Source organism: Proteus sp. fly-1089 (genome assembly GCF_040138965.1).
GTDB classification, from domain to species: Bacteria; Pseudomonadota; Gammaproteobacteria; order Enterobacterales; family Enterobacteriaceae; genus Proteus; species Proteus vulgaris_B.
This window is the reverse complement of record NZ_JBEETS010000001.1, coordinates 682,073-701,954: the sequence shown is the minus strand read 5'-3', so window position 1 is coordinate 701,954 and position 19,882 is coordinate 682,073. Positions and strand designations below refer to the sequence as shown.

General features: G+C 33.1%; 19 protein-coding genes and 1 pseudogene. 11 read left to right on the top strand and 9 right to left on the bottom strand.

Features of this window, described 5'->3' with window-relative positions:
* Nucleotides 1-8: 8 nt before the first annotated feature.
* Nucleotides 9-551, bottom strand: coding sequence for an NAD(P)/FAD-dependent oxidoreductase (locus ABN080_RS03285; RefSeq protein ID WP_349440650.1), 543 nt, complete (start codon nucleotides 549-551; stop codon nucleotides 9-11).
* A 570-nt stretch (nucleotides 552-1,121) separates the two neighbouring features.
* Between ABN080_RS03285 and leuE the strand changes: the two genes are divergently transcribed.
* The gene (gene leuE / locus ABN080_RS03280) at nucleotides 1,122-1,769 is read left to right on the top strand and encodes a leucine efflux protein LeuE (RefSeq protein ID WP_196553017.1); all 648 of its coding nucleotides are present in this window, start codon (nucleotides 1,122-1,124) and stop codon (nucleotides 1,767-1,769) included.
* Nucleotides 1,770-1,840: 71 nt separating this feature from the next.
* Here the strand turns inward: leuE and ABN080_RS03275 are convergent, their stop codons facing one another.
* Nucleotides 1,841-2,860, bottom strand: a complete 1,020-nt coding sequence (locus ABN080_RS03275; RefSeq protein ID WP_349440345.1) for a methyltransferase — start codon at nucleotides 2,858-2,860, stop codon at nucleotides 1,841-1,843.
* 237 nt (nucleotides 2,861-3,097) lie between these two features.
* On the opposite strand from ABN080_RS03275, the gene ABN080_RS03270 reads away from it, so the two are divergent.
* The 3 genes from ABN080_RS03270 (at nucleotide 3,098) to yqfB (ending at nucleotide 5,013) form a co-directional block, all read left to right on the top strand.
* Nucleotides 3,098-3,718, top strand: a complete 621-nt coding sequence (locus ABN080_RS03270; RefSeq protein WP_196553018.1) for a DNA-3-methyladenine glycosylase family protein — start codon at nucleotides 3,098-3,100, stop codon at nucleotides 3,716-3,718.
* Between the two features lie 65 nt (nucleotides 3,719-3,783).
* Nucleotides 3,784-4,632: a bifunctional DNA-binding transcriptional regulator/O6-methylguanine-DNA methyltransferase Ada gene (ada, locus tag ABN080_RS03265; protein ID WP_349440344.1), complete on the top strand. Its 849-nt coding sequence runs from the start codon at nucleotides 3,784-3,786 to the stop codon at nucleotides 4,630-4,632.
* Nucleotides 4,633-4,692: 60 nt separating this feature from the next.
* Nucleotides 4,693-5,013, top strand: coding sequence for a N(4)-acetylcytidine aminohydrolase (yqfB, locus tag ABN080_RS03260; RefSeq protein WP_349440343.1), 321 nt, complete (start codon nucleotides 4,693-4,695; stop codon nucleotides 5,011-5,013).
* 56 nt (nucleotides 5,014-5,069) lie between these two features.
* Here yqfB and ABN080_RS03255 read toward each other — a convergent pair whose 3' ends face one another.
* The 3 genes from ABN080_RS03255 to ABN080_RS03245 all read right to left on the bottom strand — a co-directional run bounded on the left by ABN080_RS03255 (nucleotide 5,070) and on the right by ABN080_RS03245 (nucleotide 8,900).
* A complete protein-coding gene (locus ABN080_RS03255) occupies nucleotides 5,070-6,818 on the bottom strand; it encodes an ABC-F family ATP-binding cassette domain-containing protein (RefSeq protein ID WP_349440342.1) in 1,749 nt (582 codons plus the stop codon).
* Nucleotides 6,819-7,155: 337 nt separating this feature from the next.
* Nucleotides 7,156-8,334, bottom strand: a complete 1,179-nt coding sequence (locus tag ABN080_RS03250; protein ID WP_349440341.1) for an MFS transporter — start codon at nucleotides 8,332-8,334, stop codon at nucleotides 7,156-7,158.
* Between the two features lie 131 nt (nucleotides 8,335-8,465).
* Complete coding sequence (locus tag ABN080_RS03245; protein WP_072068100.1) at nucleotides 8,466-8,900, bottom strand: MerR family transcriptional regulator; 435 nt, start codon at nucleotides 8,898-8,900, stop codon at nucleotides 8,466-8,468.
* A 202-nt stretch (nucleotides 8,901-9,102) separates the two neighbouring features.
* Here ABN080_RS03245 and ddlA point away from each other — a divergent pair, with 202 nt between their 5' ends.
* Nucleotides 9,103-10,203, top strand: coding sequence for a D-alanine--D-alanine ligase (gene ddlA / locus ABN080_RS03240; protein ID WP_349440340.1), 1,101 nt, complete (start codon nucleotides 9,103-9,105; stop codon nucleotides 10,201-10,203).
* 65 nt (nucleotides 10,204-10,268) lie between these two features.
* On the opposite strand, the pseudogene ABN080_RS03235 reads toward ddlA, so the two are convergent.
* Together ABN080_RS03235 and ABN080_RS03230 are read right to left on the bottom strand one after the other, a co-directional pair.
* Nucleotides 10,269-10,643 (bottom strand): annotated as a pseudogene (locus ABN080_RS03235) (EamA family transporter); the annotation flags it as partial.
* 68 nt (nucleotides 10,644-10,711) lie between these two features.
* Complete coding sequence (locus ABN080_RS03230) at nucleotides 10,712-11,800, bottom strand: alpha/beta hydrolase family protein (RefSeq protein WP_349440339.1); 1,089 nt, start codon at nucleotides 11,798-11,800, stop codon at nucleotides 10,712-10,714.
* A 547-nt stretch (nucleotides 11,801-12,347) separates the two neighbouring features.
* Between ABN080_RS03230 and ABN080_RS03225 the strand changes: the two genes are divergently transcribed.
* The 4 genes from ABN080_RS03225 to ABN080_RS03210 all read left to right on the top strand — a co-directional run bounded on the left by ABN080_RS03225 (nucleotide 12,348) and on the right by ABN080_RS03210 (nucleotide 16,046).
* Nucleotides 12,348-12,725, top strand: a complete 378-nt coding sequence (locus ABN080_RS03225; protein ID WP_349440338.1) for a lysozyme inhibitor LprI family protein — start codon at nucleotides 12,348-12,350, stop codon at nucleotides 12,723-12,725.
* A 206-nt stretch (nucleotides 12,726-12,931) separates the two neighbouring features.
* Nucleotides 12,932-13,465 (top strand): carbapenem self-resistance protein CarG family protein, encoded by a 534-nt coding sequence (locus tag ABN080_RS03220; protein WP_349440337.1) that lies wholly within the window; start codon nucleotides 12,932-12,934, stop codon nucleotides 13,463-13,465.
* Nucleotides 13,466-13,682: 217 nt separating this feature from the next.
* Nucleotides 13,683-14,483, top strand: a complete 801-nt coding sequence (locus tag ABN080_RS03215) for a MetQ/NlpA family lipoprotein (protein ID WP_196553027.1) — start codon at nucleotides 13,683-13,685, stop codon at nucleotides 14,481-14,483.
* A gap of 279 nt (nucleotides 14,484-14,762) precedes the next feature.
* The gene (locus ABN080_RS03210; RefSeq protein WP_349440336.1) at nucleotides 14,763-16,046 is read left to right on the top strand and encodes a cystathionine gamma-synthase family protein; all 1,284 of its coding nucleotides are present in this window, start codon (nucleotides 14,763-14,765) and stop codon (nucleotides 16,044-16,046) included.
* A gap of 71 nt (nucleotides 16,047-16,117) precedes the next feature.
* On the opposite strand, the gene ABN080_RS03205 is transcribed toward ABN080_RS03210, so the two are convergent.
* Nucleotides 16,118-16,672, bottom strand: a complete 555-nt coding sequence (locus ABN080_RS03205; protein WP_196553029.1) for a GNAT family N-acetyltransferase — start codon at nucleotides 16,670-16,672, stop codon at nucleotides 16,118-16,120.
* A gap of 279 nt (nucleotides 16,673-16,951) precedes the next feature.
* Between ABN080_RS03205 and ABN080_RS03200 the strand changes: the two genes are divergently transcribed.
* Nucleotides 16,952-17,731, top strand: a complete 780-nt coding sequence (locus tag ABN080_RS03200) for a helix-turn-helix domain-containing protein (protein ID WP_349440335.1) — start codon at nucleotides 16,952-16,954, stop codon at nucleotides 17,729-17,731.
* A gap of 132 nt (nucleotides 17,732-17,863) precedes the next feature.
* Nucleotides 17,864-18,400, top strand: coding sequence for a metallophosphoesterase (locus ABN080_RS03195; protein ID WP_072068090.1), 537 nt, complete (start codon nucleotides 17,864-17,866; stop codon nucleotides 18,398-18,400).
* A 186-nt stretch (nucleotides 18,401-18,586) separates the two neighbouring features.
* On the opposite strand, the gene ydeE is transcribed toward ABN080_RS03195, so the two are convergent.
* Nucleotides 18,587-19,774 carry an efflux MFS transporter YdeE gene (ydeE, locus tag ABN080_RS03190; protein WP_349440334.1) on the bottom strand — a complete coding sequence of 396 codons (1,188 nt, stop codon included), beginning with the start codon at nucleotides 19,772-19,774 and terminating at the stop codon, nucleotides 18,587-18,589.
* Nucleotides 19,775-19,882 lie beyond the last annotated feature (108 nt).

Here is a 19,882-nt window from a genome sequence, read left to right as displayed (position 1 = left end):
ATGGTTCTCTAGCTAAATCGTGATAAGCGATAAGGAGTTAATAGAGGATTCGCTTTTTCGTAAATCAGTTCTTGTGCAACCAATTTACACAATAAAGGTGACAACGTCACGGCGGCGTGCATAGTAACAAGATATAGTCCTTGATAAGGAGATATTTCTCCAATAATTGGCATTTCATCTTTAGGCATGGGTCTTTCACCAACAATAACTTGTTCAATCGTTAGTTTACCTGTTTGCGTAAAATTATCATAAAAAGTCGCTTGTGCATGGAATGCAATGTGCTCAGGGTGATGTTCATCACTATTATCAATGTAATCTTCAGCTGCAATAATCTCATTTTGAGCAAAGTGACGTAACTCCATTTCTGGCGTTGAGATAATGCAAGGTAAAAACGGCGTTTCTGCATCTGTTGTTAATTTGAGTAAAATATTGGATGACGCATATAAAGGTAAATCAATACTTTTTTCAGACAATAACGCTAAAGCGCCCACTCCCGCGGTTAAAATAACATGATCAGCATGCATTTTAATATTTTCTGTTTCTACACCAATAATGCGATGAGGTGCTTATATCCATTTTATTCTCTTAACAGTAATAGGAGGTAAGGTGATTTTTATGCTAAATGTAAAAAACAAACAGAATAATGGTTTTGAGAAAAATAATCTTATTTATCCTCTCACTTTTTGTGCTAATACATTTAATAACATGTTTATAAAAATCATTATTTTTCATAAGCATAGTTACTATTCTTACTGTTTTTTTGATAATATTGAGTAGATGTAAATCACAAAAAGAATAAAAAACCATAACACAAAACAAACAATAGGATATTACCTCTAATATTTATCTGATTTTCAGTTTATAAGACTGATATTGTTTTTTATTTTGAACTTTATCGCTGTATAAATTTTAATTTCAGCATCATACTATAACGCACATTTAAACTAGTTTTTTAATCTAAATAAAGCAATTAAAAAAGACTTACAAACTGCCTTTTATTAATCAAAGTAGATTAATTGACTTATTTTTAGATTGTATAAAGATTATTGTTTTACAAAAATATTATTATCGATATGATAGCTCACATATTCAGCATATTATTTTTTTAAAAAAGGCGTCGTATGTTAGAAAGTATCGGTATTTCAAATATTTGGACATACCTTTTAGGCGTTATTTTTATTACCTTAGTACCAGGTCCAAACTCGATTTTCGTCCTTACTTCCAGTGCGAAGCATGGGGTAAAAGGGGGGTATAAAGCCGCTCTTGGTGTTTTTACGGGTGATGCATTATTAATCTTTTTGGCATTTTTGGGGGTTGCTTCATTAGTCAAGACTTCACCCGTTTTCTTTATTGTTATTAAATATGCAGGTGCACTTTATTTAACCTATTTGGGTTTAAAGACATTATATGCAACGTTTCACAAGAAAAAAGAAACAACTGAACAATTATCAGAAGTGGCAATCAAAGCAAAAGATGGCCTTTATGTTAAGGCTCTATTTTTAAGTATGCTTAATCCTAAAATGATCATTTTTTATGTCTCTTTCTTTATTCAGTTTATTGATCCTAAATATGAAAATGCGGGTGTTCCATTTTTTGTATTAGGTGCAATTTTAGAAACATGTAGCATGATTTATTTATCAATTCTTATTTTTGGCGGAGTGGCTATTACTAATAAAGTAAAACATAACAAACGATTAGCATCATTATCAAATAGTTGTATAGGTGCAGTGTTCTTACTTTTTGGTGCAAAACTGGCGTTAACTGCATAATCTTTTTTCAATTTAAAAAGCCACTTTGAAAGTGGCTTTTTTTGTTACAAATAGACGATCTTTTCAATAAATTATTTAATAACAACTTCTAATATTGAATTATAAGTTTCTGTTTTAATCACTTTATTAATTTTCAAATCTGATTGTTCTAATAAAGCAATAAATTCATCTTCTGTACGCTCGCCAGATTCAGGAAATGCGCTCATACAAATCATATCCATATATTTAGCGAAATCCGGTATATTTTTTTTAAAAATAACCGGTTCAATAATAAGTACTTTTGAATCCGCCTTCATTATTTTGCGTAAATTTTTAAAAATATTAATAACTTTTTCATTATTCCAATTGTGAACAATATATTTCATTAAATAAATATCAGATTCAGGATAATCTCCAAATAGATCACCTGGTATTAATTTCCAACGACTATCATCACTTAATTCAACTAATTTTGTTCTTTCTAATACATGCGGGTGATCAAATAACTGTCCTTTTAACGTAGGATTTTCTTTTAAAATTTCTAATAATAATCCACCTAACCCTCCTGCAATATCTGTCACTATTTTGTTCTCTGGAAAGTTATAATGCTTAATAAGAAAATAATTTTCTATTTTTGATAAAGAGCTCATACCTGCTTGAAAATCATGATCTTCTCTTACATTATCTTGCCAATATTGATAAAAAGACATGCCATATAAGTTTTCAAAAGCAGGGTTACCCTGAACTGACTCAATAACATCGCCAACTGGGCGCCATAACGTTTCATTAGTTAACATTAATACGGCATCACGCAAGCTATATTTATGATCACTTAATAAAAATCGCCCCGCGGGAGCAAGAGAGTAACGCTCTCCTTCTGACTCATAAAATATACTTTCAGATGCTAACATTCTTAATATTCTATTTAAAACATAAGGAATTGAGTTCGTTTTCTTTGCAAGTTCATTTATATCTTTAGGCCCTTCTTTTAATAAATCTGCAATTTTTAATTTAGCTGCAACTCTTAAAGCGCCAGGAATAGTAAAGCTCATGGATTTTTTCATTAAATCTAATGCCGCTGATTTATTATTTAAATCTAAATTTTCATTCATAATATTAAACTCCATTGTGTAATACAGGTGACTTGATAATAAAAAACCTTTTCAAATAAATTATAGAGTATTTTTTATTTGTATTATTTTTATAAATATTTAAATTTAATTATTAACTGTAATTGTTTCTATAATTATTATTCTGAGTATGAAAATAAAAAAGCAAGAAATGGAGTGCATAATATCTTGTTTTTCAAGTTATACTGACTTCTAATATATTTTTAATAGAGAATAGCTATGTATTTTCAGTATGGCGAAAAAGAGATAAAAACCTTAAAGCAGCGTGATAAACGCTTAGCTGCACTCATTGAAAGAATGGGTGACATTAAACGTCCTATTACACCTGATTTATTTACCGCATTAGTTAAAAACATTATTGAACAACAAATTTCTGTTTCTGCCGCCATAACGGTGCACCAACGGCTATTGAATTTATGTGAGGGCATTTACACGCCAGAGCGTATTGCAAAATTATCAGAAAAAGAGGTACAGCAATGTGGAATGACTATGCGTAAAGCGGGTTATATTATCGGTATCGCAGATGCTGTTATTTCAGAAAAATTAGATTTAAATAAAATTCCTAATATGACAGATAAAGAGGTTATTGATACTTTAATTCAACTGAAAGGTATTGGAGTTTGGACAGCAGAAATGTTATTAATTTCTTCGCTTAATCGGCCAGATATTTTAAGTTGGGGAGATTTGGCCATTCAACGCGGAATTATGCGCCTTTATCGTCATAAAACATTAGATAAAGCACGTTTTGAGCGTTACCGTAAACGATATTCACCTTATGGCTCTACAGCATCGCTTTATTTATGGGCATTATCTAAAGAGCCTGAAATTATTGCGCAATAAACGGAGTTCTTTATTTATTATGACTGTTGATAATAACCGTAATCCCGCATTAAAGGACTGTCATAATGGAAAATAAGCGTAATCAACTTATTGAACAAGCCTGCCGTTTTATTGAACAAAATAACGGTGATGTTTCACTAGCTCGTATTGCTGAGCATGTTATGGCAAGCCCATATCATTTTCATCGTCTCTTTAAATCGATTATGGGTATCACCCCAAAAGATTATGCTAATGCCTACCGCCAAAAATTAATAAAAAAAGCCCTGATAGAAGATGTCAGTATTACTGATGCAATTTATCAATCAGGTTTTAATGCTAATAGCCGTTTTTATGAAAACGCAGCCGCAATATTAGGAATGACTCCAACCAATTGGCGTACAGGTGGTAAGAATATTGCTATCTTTTTTGCGATTGCACTGTGTTCTTTAGGTAATATTCTAGTGGCTCAAAGCGAAAAGGGAATTTGCGCTATTATGTTAGGGGATGATGCAGAACAATTATTAGAAGATTTACAAAAACAATTTCCTCTTGCTGAATTAATTGGTGCAAATAAAGAGTTTGAACAAATAATAGCTCAAGTTGTTGGTTTTATTGAATTACCTAAACAACCACTATCTTTGCCTCTTGATATTCAAGGTACTGTTTTTCAGCAAAAAGTGTGGCAGGCATTATTAGATATTCCTTTTGGTAGTACCATGACATATCAAGAAATTGCCAATAAAATAGGTTCCCCTAAAGCATATCGTGCCGTAGCAAATGCCTGTGCAGCTAATAAACTTGCTGTGGCGATACCTTGCCATCGTGTTATTCGTCAAAATGGCGAATTGTCAGGTTATCGTTGGGGGATCGAGCGTAAAGCAAAATTGCTTCAGACCGAAGCATCAAATAACACAATAATTAGCAAAAAAAGATAAAACACCAGTAAGACATGGTAAGATAATCAGCAAGTTATCAATTTATTCGTGAGTAATACTATGTCATTTAACCCTACAGAAATTACTTTTTTTGAGCGTTTAATTCCTTCAATTCTTAAAGAAATAAAAGTAATTACTATTCGAGATGAAAGTGAAAGCTATTATAAGCCAGGTAGTGTGGTTGAGTTATATGCTAACGAACATCGTACTTACTATGGAAAATTAAAAATTCTAGCTGTATCACCTTTACATTATGATGATATTAATGAGTATCATGCACAGCAAGAAGGAATGACGCTTCCTGTATTAAAAGGGCTTATTAAAGATATTTATCCAACAACTCAGTCTTTATACCTGATTGAATATGAATTAGTAAAATAAGAACAATAAAAAGGATCACAATGTGATCCTTTGAGTTACACCAAAATCTTATTCTTTTACATCATATTAAGCGATTGCTTTAACTGACTAATTTCCAGTTTCCATTGTGCTTGCAAAGTAGGTTTTTGATGGTTGGGTTTACGTGCTAAATCAGCATCCAGTTTCTCTTCTAATTCAATGAGTTTAAACAGTTTTTCATCATCATCATGGTGAGAAACAGACAGCACCGATGCATGATTTTCTATATCACTTTCCTTATCTGTTATCTGTATTTCTGGCATTTCCTCTTCAGAAATAAGTTGATAAATCGTTTCAATATCATGATGTTCAGTCAAAATACCATTGTGAATATACCAAAAGCGATTACAACTATTTTCAATCAATTCTCGATCATGACTAACTAATAAAATGCCACCAGTGAATTGACTAATTTGTTCAGCTAACGCCTTTTTGCCGTCCATATCAATATGATTCGTCGGTTCATCAAGCATCAAGAATGAGTATTTCGCTAAACTCAGACCGATAAATAATAAACGAGCACGTTCACCACCACTTAACGTACTCACTTTTTGCCCATGACGAATGTAAGCAAAACCCGCACTAATTAGTGCCATTTTACGTTGTTCATCAGTTAAAGGCGCAAAAGGTTTCAATGCATCAGTGAGGGTATCATTATCCTTTAACTGCGCAATGTTTTGGTCGTAATAACCCAATTCAACACGTGGATGTAACCTTATTGTACTTTGTGTCGTTGTTTCAACTGAATTTAATGACCAAATCATCTTTAATAATGATGACTTTCCGGTTCCATTAGCACCGATTATTGCCACTCGATCACCACTTTTAATGCGCTGATTTTCGACAATATAGAGAACAGGTGCATTATCAGCAGGAATAACAGGGAGTTGGTTTAATTCACAAAGCCTATCAGCACGCAGTGTTGTACCTGAGAATTGTAATACCCACTGAGCCTCTTCAGCCACTTCGGTTTGTTCATCTTTTAAACGAACAATATGTTTTTCCATCTGTTTAGCTTTGCGAGATAAATTCTCGTTATCATAAACGTGCCCCCAAATTGCAAGTTGCTTCGCACTTTGGGTGATCCTATCTATCTCTTTTTGCTGTGCATCACGTCGATGTTGCGCACTCATATCTTGCTCTTCTTGCGCTATTCTGGCTTGAGAGCAGGGCAAGCGAAAGATAGATAATGACTTATCACGAATGATCCACGTACAATTCGTCACGTTGTCTAATAGCGTATTATCATGAGACACCAAAATAAAGCTACCACGCCACTGTTTTAAAAAGGTTTCTAACCATAAAATAGTGGGTAAATCGAGATGGTTACTGGGTTCATCAAGTAATAATAGGTCAGGCTCAATAATTAACGCCCTTGCTAATAATAAACGTGTATGTTGGCCACCACTTAATTGTGAAACACGTAGATTTTTTTCATCAAACTTAAAACCCATTTCACTGAGTAGTAACTCTGCGCGCCAGCCTTCAGATAATCTGTATTCTTCAGGAAATTTATGAAGCACAGCATCCATTAATGTCATTGGCTGTAACTCTTGAGGAAGGTGCTGCTCTATATAGGCCATTACAGTTTGATTAGCAATGGAAATAACACCTTCATTCGGTGTTAATTGATGTGATAAAAGTTTTAATAATGTACTTTTTCCACAGCCGTTATGGCCAATTAAACCAATTTTCTCACCTTTAATTAAGGCTAAAGAAATATCATTTAGTAATAAACCGTTGTTATTATGAAAAGACAGATTTTGTGTAGATAATAATGTGCTCATAGCTTACTCATTCTTTAGGCGTAGAAACGCCTTGGGTAATATCTTGCGATAACCCTGTAAGCTGAGGAGAGGTAATAGTTAACGTCGCTCAGGCAGGTTAACGCAGTAAAATACTGTGAAAGCCTGAGCTGTGGCGATTACCAAAGAAGTGTGAGTATTCAATAAGATCACACAAAAACATAATTAGCCTCCTTCTTTAAGTTTAAAAAATGAATCCGTGATTTAATTCTATCAATATAGAATTCCTCTATGCAATCCCATAAGAAAGATAAAAAGTATCATTTAGTGTGAAAGCCCGCAATTTATGCAGGCTTGAGATAATCATGAGTGAATAAAATTATAACGTACTCGCTGAGGGTAAATGTTTTCGTAGTTTAATTGCGGCTAATAAAATCATGACAGCAACAGTAATACCAATAATGTTGGTGTGCTGCCAGCCTATTAAATAAAAAGCAAGGCCACCTGCGATACTGCCTAATCCACCAAAGAAGAAAATTAAAAAGTCATTGGTACCTTGGACTTTTGCACGCTCATGCGATAAATACGTTTTAGATAGCAAATGAGTAGAGCTAATTAAATTTAGATTCCATGAAATACCAATTAACACAAAACTAATAAGGTAATGATAAAAGCTATTACCTTGTAAATTGACACCAAATGCAATTATCAATAAGAGTATGGCAGTAAAAAAGAAAATCTTGATCCCGAATCGGTGGATAAGTTGACCTGTAATAAAAGAGGGAGCAAACATGCCTAAGATATGGCATTGAAACACAAAAGCAATGGTGGCAAATTCAAAGCCATTTTGTTTCATCGATAGTGGAATAGCGCCAACCATATACACCACAATGCCATAACCTAATGCACTAACAATTGTGACTAAAAATAACAAAGGTTGACTGTATAATAGCGGATAACTTCTTGGTTTTTCTTCTGTTTGTATTTTGGTTTTTATTATTTTTTTTAAAGGAATTTTCAACAGTAATCCGAAGGCTAAAATATAAATAATACTTAATGCAGTAAAAGGTCCAATAAACGGATAATCTGCAAAGAATTGCCGCGTTGTTACCGCTAATGTTGGTCCAATAACTGCGGCAACAATACCGCCACTCATTACTAAACCGATAGCTTTTGCATGCATGCTCACTGGTGTTTCTTCGAGTGCGGCAAATCGATATTGTTGTGCTGTACCAATAGCAACTCCAGTAAAATAAGTACCAAAGGAAAACAGCATTAAATTATGATAATAAATACCTGCAATAGATAATAATGCGCCGATTAATCCGCCTATATTTCCAATAATAAAACCTGCTTTACGTGAATATTTCATCATAAAGTGTGCCATTGGAAGTGTTGCTGAAATAATTCCAATATATTGGCTTAATAAAGGGACCGTTGAATAAATAGGATCTTTAGCAAGTTGCTCTCCCACAAGGACAGCGACAGAAAGCACTAATGCGTTCCCAGTTGTAAAAAGAGCCAAAGAAAATGCCAACCACCAGACTGATCTAGGCATAGATATCTCCATTGATGCGATAAATAAATTAAAGAGATACGCATCTTACAACTTGAAGTTAACTTCAAGTCAAGAGGAGGGTTATTATTAAAAGAGCATCAGTTGATTTAGCGCTTACCTAAAGTAATCGATTATTTTTTATTAATTCGTTTTTTATTCTTTTTTAGACTTAATGCTAAAATTTTTTGAAATCTATTGCATTGAAAATGGTTCTCTTCAGGGCAGGTTTGAATATGTTCTAATCCTTTTTTAAGACGTTTAAGTTCATTTATTTTATTATCAATTTCTTCAATTTTTAGATGAACAATAGTTCTATCTATTGAGGGGATTTTTTGGTTGCAGCTTAATTGTGCAATTTCATCTAGCGAAAAATGCGCTTGTTGCGCTAAAGAAATTAAGGCCAAGCGGCTCAATATATCGCGGTGATAAACGCGTTTAAGCCCTTTACGTCCTATCGAATTAATCAGTCCTTTTTTCTCATAATAACGTATTGCTGAAGAGGCAAGCCCTGTTGCTTTTGCTACTTCAGTAATATCCATTTCAATCGGTTGTTTTATATCAGTCATGGTGTTTATCTTATACCAATAGAATTGTGATCGTTATTGCGCTGTTATATCTTGAAATAGTGATGTTTTAACACTCTAAATCATAGAATTTCATCATTTTATCGTAATTTTTCGCAGATAAGAACTATCTACCTACATTGGGCGTTTTTATCATGATATATTGCTACCTATTCGCTATAGCTGTCCTATAAAAGGTTAGAAAATGAGTAAATTAAGAGTCGCTATTATTTTTGGTGGTAAATCCACAGAACATCAAGTTTCATTACAATCAGCAAAAAATATTATTAATGAATTAGATCGAACGAAATTCGACCTTTGCTTAATAGGTATTAATGAGCAAGGACAGTGGCATGAATATTCAGAAGCTGACTATTTACTCAATAGCGATAATCCTAAAACTATCTCATTAAGCAAACCTTTAAGAGCGGTTGCTATTATTCCAGGTAGTGTAAAAAATCAATTTATTTCGCTTGAAGATGGTCAAGCATTACCACAAATTGATGTTGTCTTCCCAATTGTCCATGGTGCCTATGGTGAAGATGGTACACTGCAAGGTCTATTACACATGATTGATATGCCTTATGTCGGTCCTAATATCATGAGTTCAGCCGCTTGTATGGATAAAGATGTCACAAAACGCCTACTTGATGGTGCGGGATTAGCGGTTGCACCTTTTATTACGATTATGGCACACCAAATTAATGATATTCCTTATAACGAAATGGTTCGTCAATTAGGATTACCTTTATTTATTAAACCAGCAAACCTAGGTTCTTCTGTAGGAATTAGCAAAGTTAATAACGAAGAAGAATTTAACGCGGCATTAGCCATGGCTTTTGAATATGATCTTAAAGTGATTGTTGAAAGTGCTATTGTTGGTCGTGAAATAGAGTGTGCTGTTTTAGGTAACGAAAACCCTGAAGTAAGCCCTTGTGGTGAAATAGTGTTAAATGATGCTTTCTATGGTTATAACACCAAATACATCGACGAAGATGGTGCTAAAGTTGTTGTTCCTGCTGTTATGAATGAAGACACTAGTTTACATATTCGCCAAGTGGCATTAAAAGCTTATCGTGTGCTTAATTGCTTAGGTATGGCGCGTGTTGATGTATTCTTAACTCAAGACAACCGAGTTGTGATTAATGAAATAAACACATTACCAGGATTTACAAATATCAGTATGTATCCAAAATTATGGCAAAGTGCTGGCTTAGGCTATCAGTCGTTAATTACTAAATTAATTGAGCTAGCACTGGATCATCATAAAAAAACAGCTACCTTGAAAACGAAGTGTGAGCTTTAATTAAAGTAAAAACACGCTAAATAAAAATATTTAGCGTGTTTTTAGCTTTAACTAGCTAATATTAATTAAGCATATTTTCGTGAACCAGCAACACAAAAAATAACACCAACAGTTACGAGCAACATCAATAAATTTACAGACTCATTGAGTAACACGGTCGCTAATGCTAAACCAAAGAAAGGCTGTAATAATTGAAGCTGTCCTACTGTTGCAATCCCACCTTGAGATGACCCTTTGTACAAAAATATAAAGCCAATCAGCATACTAAATAGAGAAACATAACCTAAACCTACCCAGGCAGAGAGATCGATTGTCGTTAATTCCTCTGGCATAAGAATAAAGCTCAGAATAAGCATAGGAGGTAACGATACAATTAATGCCCAACAGATAACTTGCCAACAACCTAATGATTTCGTCAACGTTGCTCCTTCTGCATATCCAGCCATTTTTTCGCTCTTTGTCTTTTTCATGTTGCATACGATGTTCCATAGTTATTGTGATTTATTTTTTATTGATAAGCCTTATTGTTATTTGTACAGTCGAAATTTGTGTAGGCAGGTGATATTGGTGTGCCTTCAGCTATCCACGCGGTAAGTGCAGACAAAGCATCTGAAGAATAACTCTCTCTACCTTGATAAATAAAAAGTGCTTCTTTCCACCATGACCACTGGCTTTCTAGCTGGTAATTGTACATAGGCGCTTTTAATAAACCGTGTGATGCATTAGGGAATAAGGCAACGGTTTTATCTACATGATCACCTAATAATGTTTTATATAAACAGGCATTCTTAGTTGCATCAACATTAAGATCTAACTCACCCAATATCGCTAATACTCGACCATTCATATTCGGTAGAAATTTAGAGGAATCACTCAAATAGTTTTTAATAACAAATTGAAAGCGATCATGAGACATCTCACCTTGGGATGAAATATCATGACTACCATTAATACCAAATACACGATCGTTTTGTTGCAATTGTTCTAATACTCTTCGAGTAATCTCAGCATCATTAACATGATTGTTTTTTAGGCGGACTTGCTGATAATACGCACCTTGATCACGCCAATTAATTGCGCCACCAATAATAACGGAAAAATCGGGTTCAGATTGCGAAGCCGCAATGGGAATAACCCAGCCTGCCTGGGAAAATCCAAGATAACCCACTTTAATATCCGTATTTATAAATTTTCCGTGTATCAGATGAAATGCAATTAGTGCTTCATCTGCTCTATCATACATGGATTGAAGTAACCAATTTCCTTGGCTTTCACCAACACCGGCTTTATCCCATGTGTAAACACCAATACCTGCATCAAGTAAATTATTAATTAAAGGTAAATAACCACTATTAGAAAATCGATCTTGAGCGCCATCACCATGAATAAAAATAGCGACCGCTTTTACTTTATTGTCACGGGGTAAGAGCAACGTACCTGATAATGTATCCATTTTAGACACAAAATTTACGGGGATTATTACTGACGTGTCAGAATTTAGTTCAAAATCAGAATACTGCCCACGGCTTACAACCAGTGCAAAGGTAAGAATAAAAAGCCCTAAATAAAACCAAATAGAGTTAAAACATTTTTTCATAGCTTAAAAGATCCACCTTGAGTAAGAAGCGAGTGAGCATATTAAATGAACTATTTTTGAACATTTTTTATATAACATGCATTAATTAGACTAAATAGTCTAATTTATTATCTCTATTTTATTAAAAGCAACTTAAATAAAAACGAATAGGAGGAGTTGTATTAAGGTGAAATTGATTAGATATATTAATAATAACAACTCAGCACAACAGGAAATAAATCATAAAATATAGCCATTATTTTGCCTAATATTTTTGCAAATAACATTTAATGTTAAAAAAAAGAGTGTTTAGTTATCATTTTTTTAAATATTTTTTAAAAAATATTTGTTTTAAAAAAAACATCAGTATAATTACTTGTAATAGTATCTTAATCTTATTTTGATTGTCTTAAATAGAGAGATTTTGCGTTATCTTCATGTAATTGTTATATAAGAAACATTGTTAAAATGATAAAGGTTTTACTTTATCTTCATTCCTTAAATTAAATATTAAAGGAGTGAAATAAATATTTTTAGCGATGTTTTTAATCAAAAAATGGACGGTGCGATGAAAAAACTTATCCTATTAAGTGCAATATCTGGCGGTATACTCTTTTGGTCTATACATTTACAAGCAGATAACTTTGATTGTCGAAATGCAGCAACGCAAACTGAAATAAATCAATGTGTATATCAAGATTTTCAGCAGAAAGATGAAGAGCTTAACCACATTTACCAGCAATATTACGCCAAGTTAGATAGCGCTAGAAAGGTGCAATTAAAGCAAGCACAGTTAGTATGGGTTAATTTTAGAGACCTTTCTTGTCAGTATGAAGCGGACTATTATCAAGGGGGAAGTTTAGCGCCAATGGTATATAGCAGCTGCCTAAAAGATAAAACAAAAGAAAGAATTAATGATCTTAAAAATTACATTGCTTTATATTAAATAAAAACTTAAGCCTTAAAATAATAGAAAATAAAAAAACAATTCATTTTATAATAGTCAAATAAGTAAATTCATTAGCATGGAAATATTTTATGAATGATATAATTGTAAATTCTGTATTATTTCGAAACATAAAATTCCTTGACTAATCATTGCCACAAAGTAGTCTGATGCTCAAGTAATAAGCAAAAAAAGAAGCGAATACAATGAATAAAATATTAAAACTTGGGCTAGGATTACTTTTTGCATCATTACCTTTCACTTCAACATCATCTGAAATTAAACTCGAATATGGAGTAAATCTTATCGATTTTAATGGTGATGGTATTCCTGATGTCGTGGTCAAGTCTCGACGTTCATTAAATGATTCATCATCTTTTGATATGACGACCGTTTATATCAAAGGCAGCGATCAAAAAGTGTATATTGTCCCATCCATATATTCTAATGCGTTAAGTCTTTACAACAATAAGATTAAAGGCACTAATATCACTATTTCTGATTTTGAATTCATTGAAAAAAAAGGCAGAGTGGTGTTGTTAAGTGCTGAAAAAATAGGAAACGATTTACAACGGCCAACTCCGATTCGTTTTTCTAGTTATGAAATATCAGAAAAGAAACAAGAGGATGAAATTCAGTTCAAATGGCAGTTTAATACTTATTGTGTCACTGAATTATCTTATCTTAGCGTTGAAGACTCATATTCTGATGCTTGTATAAATAAAATTATCAATGAGTAAATCTACAATTTATTAACAAACACATCATATTTTGATGAGTTATTTTTTATTTTATAAAACAATGAATTGTAAGAATAAAAAGAATATTCCTTTCTTTATATTCATTGAGTACTTGTATCATTTCTTTTTCCTTGTTATTAATCTATTATTAGGATATTTCTTAATCAAAATGATATTAATAGTACTGATCTTATCTGGGACTGTTTAAGAGGGAGATATGAAGGAAATTATTACGGGTTTACTTCTAGCCTCAATATCACTATTTACTGTATCTTGTTCACAAGAAGATGCACATAAGATAAAGGTGGCAATTAATACAGGACCTGATCAAGTGATTTGGGATGACGTTATTCGTTTAGCTAAATTAACAGAAGGGTTAGACGTTGAAGTTGTCACTTTTAATGATTATGTACTTCCTAATAAGGCATTAAATAATAAAGAAGTTGATGCGAATGTTTTTCAATCCATTCCTTATCTTCAAACACAAATGAAAGAAAATAACTATAAATTTCATATCGCGGGTAAAACCTATATTTTTCCTTTAGCTGCATACTCTAAAAAAATTAGTGATATAAATGAATTACAATTAGGATCTCTTGTTGCTATCTCAAATGAAGCCAGTATGAGAGGTCGAGCACTTCTATTACTAGCAGAAAACCATCTTATTACTCTTAATGAGAACGTTGGTTTTACTCCAACATTAGATGACATTATCTATAACCCTAAAGAAATTAAGTTTATTGAAGTCGATCCACCACAGCTCACTGAAGCACTAAATGATCCAGCAATTACAATGGCGGTTATTAATAATAATTTTTCGTCTCAAATTGGGTTAATTGCAACTCGTGATGGATTAATTTTAGAAAATAAAAACTCACCTTATGCCAATGTTATCGTAACCCGCGAAGATAACAAAGATGATGAAAATATAAAGAAGTTGATTTCAGTGCTTCACTCACGACAAATCGAGTTGAAGTTTAAAGAAATGTATAAAGGTGATGCAGTCAGAGCATGGTAACGTCTTGACTTAAAGATAAAAGAATTCTTTTTATCTTTAAGTTTTCATTATTTTTCCACATAAATTACTCTTTTCACTAGAATGAACCACTATTATTTAGCGTATTTTCTTGTCTAAATATCACTCAATTTTTAATATTTCATTATTAATCCTTATTTTTATTCCTCATTTCGCTATTTTTATATAACTACTAGTTTCCATACTTTATAAAACATTCTAACAACATGAATTTTTTTCAGTATGATAACTCATCCTCCATTACACAGAAGAAATAAAAAAATGGCTGATTCTCAACTAAAAAAACAATATATCGGTGAACACAAACTATCGCCTGAAACACTTATGATGAGTTATGGATATGACCCATTACTTTCTGAAGGTTCAGTAAAACCACCTGTATTCTTAACATCGACCTTCATTTTTAAAAGTGCAGAAGAAGGCAAAGCTTTCTTTGATACAGTGAGCGGGAGAAAACCTTTACCTGAAGGTGAAAAAGCAGGTTTGGTTTATTCTCGTTTTAATCAGCCTAATAGTGAAATTGTTGAAGATAGGCTTGCTGTCTATGAAAATACACAATCTTGTGTATTATTCTCTTCAGGGATGTCAGCAATCACGACGACATTAATGGCCTTAACTCAGCCTGGTGATGTCATTTTACACTCTCAACCTCTCTATGGTGGAACAGAGACATTAATTGCAAAGACACTTGCTAAATTTGGTATTCAAGCCACTCCATTTACTGACGGCTTAAACCTTTCATTGATCCAAGCACAAGCCAATAACGCTAGCCAAAAAGGGCGGGTTGCCGTTATTTTTGCAGAAACACCTGCAAACCCAACTAATTCATTAGTCGATATTAGCGCATTAAAAATTGTTGCTGATAAACTAGAAAAAAAGCAGGGCTATCGTCCCATTATTGTTTGTGATAACACATTACTTGGCCCTGTTTATCAACACCCAATTGAACAAGGTGCAGATATTTCTGTTTATTCTTTGACTAAATATGTTGGGGGGCATTCGGACTTGGTTGCTGGCGCTGCAATGGGCTCTCGTGAACTGATTAATCAAATTCGATTACTACGAGGTGCAATAGGAACACAGCTTGACCCTCATTCTTGCTGGATGCTTGGGCGTTCTTTAGAAACACTACAAATTAGAATGGAAAAAGCGAACCAGAACGCATTATTAGTTGCAGCGTTTTTGCGTGATCATAAAAAAGTAAAAACTATTCACTATTTGCCATTTGCGGATAAAAACTCGATTGAAGGTCAAGTATTTGCAAAACAATGTACGGGGGCAGGTTCAACATTCTCATTTGATATTATGGGAGGGGAGAGTGAAGCTTTCCGTTTTCTTAATGCTATGAAAATTTTTAAACTTGCAGTTAGTCTGGGAGGTACAGAGTCTTTAGCCTGTCATCCTGGCTCAACAACTCATTCTGGCGTACCGATAGCATTACGCCATAATATTGGTATTCAAGACACTACAATTCGTTTATCTATTGGTATTGAAAATCCTCAAGATTTAATTGCTGATTTATCTCAAGCATTAGAAAACGCTTAATTAAGCGATTAGCTTATCTATTTTAGAAAAACACCAGATAACAATTGGTTATCTGGTGTTTTTTATTTTCATTACAACTGTTTTTGGATTTCAACCCATGCATCTTTAGTTAAGCGGCAAATATTTTCAACTTTCACTTCATCTAAAAATTCTACGTATTGTTCTTCAATAATGTGATGAAATTTAAACCCACATTTTTCTTGTGCTTTTTGTGACTTCTTATTATCAGCGAAGTATCCACACCATAAATTATCTAATTCCAAAGTTTCAAAACTATGACGGCTAATTTCTCTCACCGCTTCAGGAATTAAGCCTTTTCCCCAGAACGGAACTCCAATCCAATAAGAGACTTCAGCATCATTATCGCCTATCGGGAAATTACTCTCTTTAGCAAAAGATAAACCCACTAAGCCGATAGCACGATCATCATCAATTAATGTGACAGCATAAACTTCATCTCGCATAAATATAGTACGAATTATTTCAGTACTTTCTTCAATACTTTTATGAATAGGCCAACCAGCAATAGGGCCAACTCGTTCATCTTTCGCGTATTCATACAGGCTTGGGGCATCAGCAAGTTTCCATGGCCGTAGTATGAGTCTTTCTGTTTTTAATGTTTTCATTTCAATTAATTTTCTTTTTATCAATATGTTGCAATTTATCTTGTGTTTTTAAGATATGTGTATTCTAAAGAAAAGAAATAAAAACCCGAATGGCATAAAAGAGGTAAAATCGATACTTTTGAAAACAAAATAAAAGAAAATACTTGTTATTAAGTTAAATATCATCAAATATAAAAACTAATTAAATTAGAATAAAAAGAGATCGATAGATTTATGTTAAGTCAAGTACTGTCACAACTGAATACCTCATCGCAACACGCCATTATGGGTGAAAGCAGTATGGCAAATGAAATTAATTATCCATTACCCTTATCTTACATTGTGGTCATGGTATGCCTAGAAGGAAGGGCTGTCATTAATATTGGTTTTCAGAAGCAGATGATTAAAGCGAATGATATTCTTATTTTGGGTGATGATATCATGACCGTTTTAAGCCAAAAATCAGCAAATTTTCGCTTATTTTATTGCTTTCTCGATAAATCTTTTGCTTCAGAAATTGCTTATTCTCTTTCTAATACTTTATTTGCCTTTCTCCATGAAAATCCCATTTGCTCTCCCAAAAAAGAACAAAAAGAAGCCTTAAATAGATGGGTAGAACAACTAAAATATATAGATAGTCAATATTCTGAACATAGAAAATTGATGTTAAAAAACCACCTGCAAAATCTCTTCTTTGCGATCACAGAATCAATACCAACGTATTTCTCTATCGCTAAAAAAGAATTTAGTCGTAAAGAAAAGCTTTGTTGGCAATTTTGGGAGTTAATTGGAAAACATTCTTTAAAGCATAGAGAAGTTGCTTTTTATGCAAATTGTCTTAATATTACGCCGTTTTATTTATCACAAATAACAAAACAATTTTTTAATGATTCACCTAAGACGTTGATTAATCGTCAAGTTATTCTTGAAATAAAAGCATTATTAATGCACACTTCGCTTTCAGTAAATGAGATATCAATAAAGCTTCATTTTGATGAGCCCTCTTATTTATGCCGATATTTCAAAAGAGAGACGGGGCATTCTTTATCTGGTTACCGTAAACAACATCAACGACAATAAAACAGATGATATTGTATTTATTGTTCTATTTTTAGCTAAGGGAGGTAATTATGTTGAAAAAATATCACTATACAGACCGAGGGAAAATACTTTCTTAAGGTTAAGATTTTTATTACTTATTAAGAAATTACTATGATTTATTTTACTTCTGATACACATTTTTGCCATTCAAATATCCTCAATCTTTGTGACCGTCCTTTCAATAGCGTAAGCCATATGAATGATACGTTAATCCATAACTGGAATGCTTATGTATCTGATCATGACGAAATCTATATTTTAGGTGATTTTCTCTATCGAGGAACAGGGCAAGATGCCAACCGAATTTTACGTCGATTAAACGGTAAAAAGTACCTTATCCGTGGAAATCATGACAAATTTCTCGATGATCCAGAATTTGACGCATCAGTATTTGAATGGGTAAAAGACTACTTTGAATTGGATTATAAAAAACGAAAAATTGTGATGTTTCATTATCCTATATTAGAATGGGGTGGTTTTTTCCGTGACGCTATTCATTTATATGGTCATGTACACAATTCACAAAAAGATCCAACTCAACGTAAGCGTTTAGATGTTTTAGGAAAAAATGCAATTAATGTTGGTGTCGATGTTAATGATTTCTTCCCTATTAGCATTGAAACAATACTCAAAAGAACATCAAAATAATTTTATTCTGCAATATTTTTTATTTAAAATTCAATAAATTAACAATGTTAGCTAGCCATATAACTCAAGATTAGGAAGAAATCTGTCTTCCCTAATCCATTGCAGAAAAGAATAGAGACAAAATAAGTCGTCTACAAACTAAAAAGTACCTTAAGGTGTCTTTTTAGTTTGTGAAGTTTCCAGAAATTAAAGTGCAATAGCTATTTTTTTACTGGCATTCATTCCTTGGATCATACAAAACCAAGCCAATGCAGAAACGGCCATTAAAATAGCGAATAAAGAAATAGGAGGGAATGACGTTAAAATAAAACCACTGGCTAATGGATTTAATGCTGCACCTAACCAACCTAACGACTGAGCAGAGAAATAACTTGCTTTCATTCCTAACGGCGCAATGTTATCAATCATCATATACTCACCTGGCGCATAAATTAACTCACCAAAAGTAAAAACGGCAATGGCTAATGCCCAAAATATCAAGTTGTCACCAGCAAACATAAAACCAAGTAAGCCTAACATAAAAAATAATGTGCCTAAGGTCATTAATTTACGCAATCTGTCGGCTGTAACATGCTTACCCACAATATATTGCAAAGAAACGACAATAGCGGCGTTTACAGGCAGTACAACCGCAATAACGGACTCTGCTAATTTAGCATCGTACACTACTAAGATATATTGTGAAATACATGAGGCAAAAGAGCCAAATGTTAATGTACCGAAAAAAGTAGAGAGTACAAACCAACTTAATGCTCTATCTTTTAGCATTATTTTCGGGTCCCATTTCACACTATTTTCTTCATCTTTATTCACCGCTTTTGAGCGTTGAACAAAAACTTGGATCATAAATAGTGGAAATGTTGCCGAAATAGCGGCAAGCCAGAAAGGTAATTGCGTTCCGTACATTAATAATAAGGTGCCGATAGGAGGACCCACCGTCCATCCCATATTGATAAAGGTATAGTTTAGAGAAAATATTTTAGGCTTTGCTGAAACCGATAAGGTTTCAGAAAAATACGCTTTTAATACAGTTGAAAACACTAAATAAGAGCAGTTAATCACAGAGAAAAAGATAACAACTAAAATAGTACTATGGACAAGAGGGATTGCGGTAAATCCAAAAATAAACGTTAGAATTGCAAGGATCATATAACGTTTTTTCTCAAACTTATCAGCAAGCATGCCAAAACCAAGGCTGAAAAAAATTCCCGTTGTTAATGCAATAGACATGGCAATACCAATATCATCGACGGGTAATTGATACTCCCGCGACAAATAGATAGCCATAAATGGTAATGTTGCACCTCTTCCTATTGTAAGAAGAAGCGATGAAAATAGCAGTGCAGTTGTTGAGCGTGTTTTTTTTGAGAACATATTATATTTATTCTAATTATTTGTATTTTATGGAGTGTTTTATAATTTTTGCGATTTTTCACGGGTGTAAAAAGAATAAGTTCGCACTGTATATTAATACATAACTTA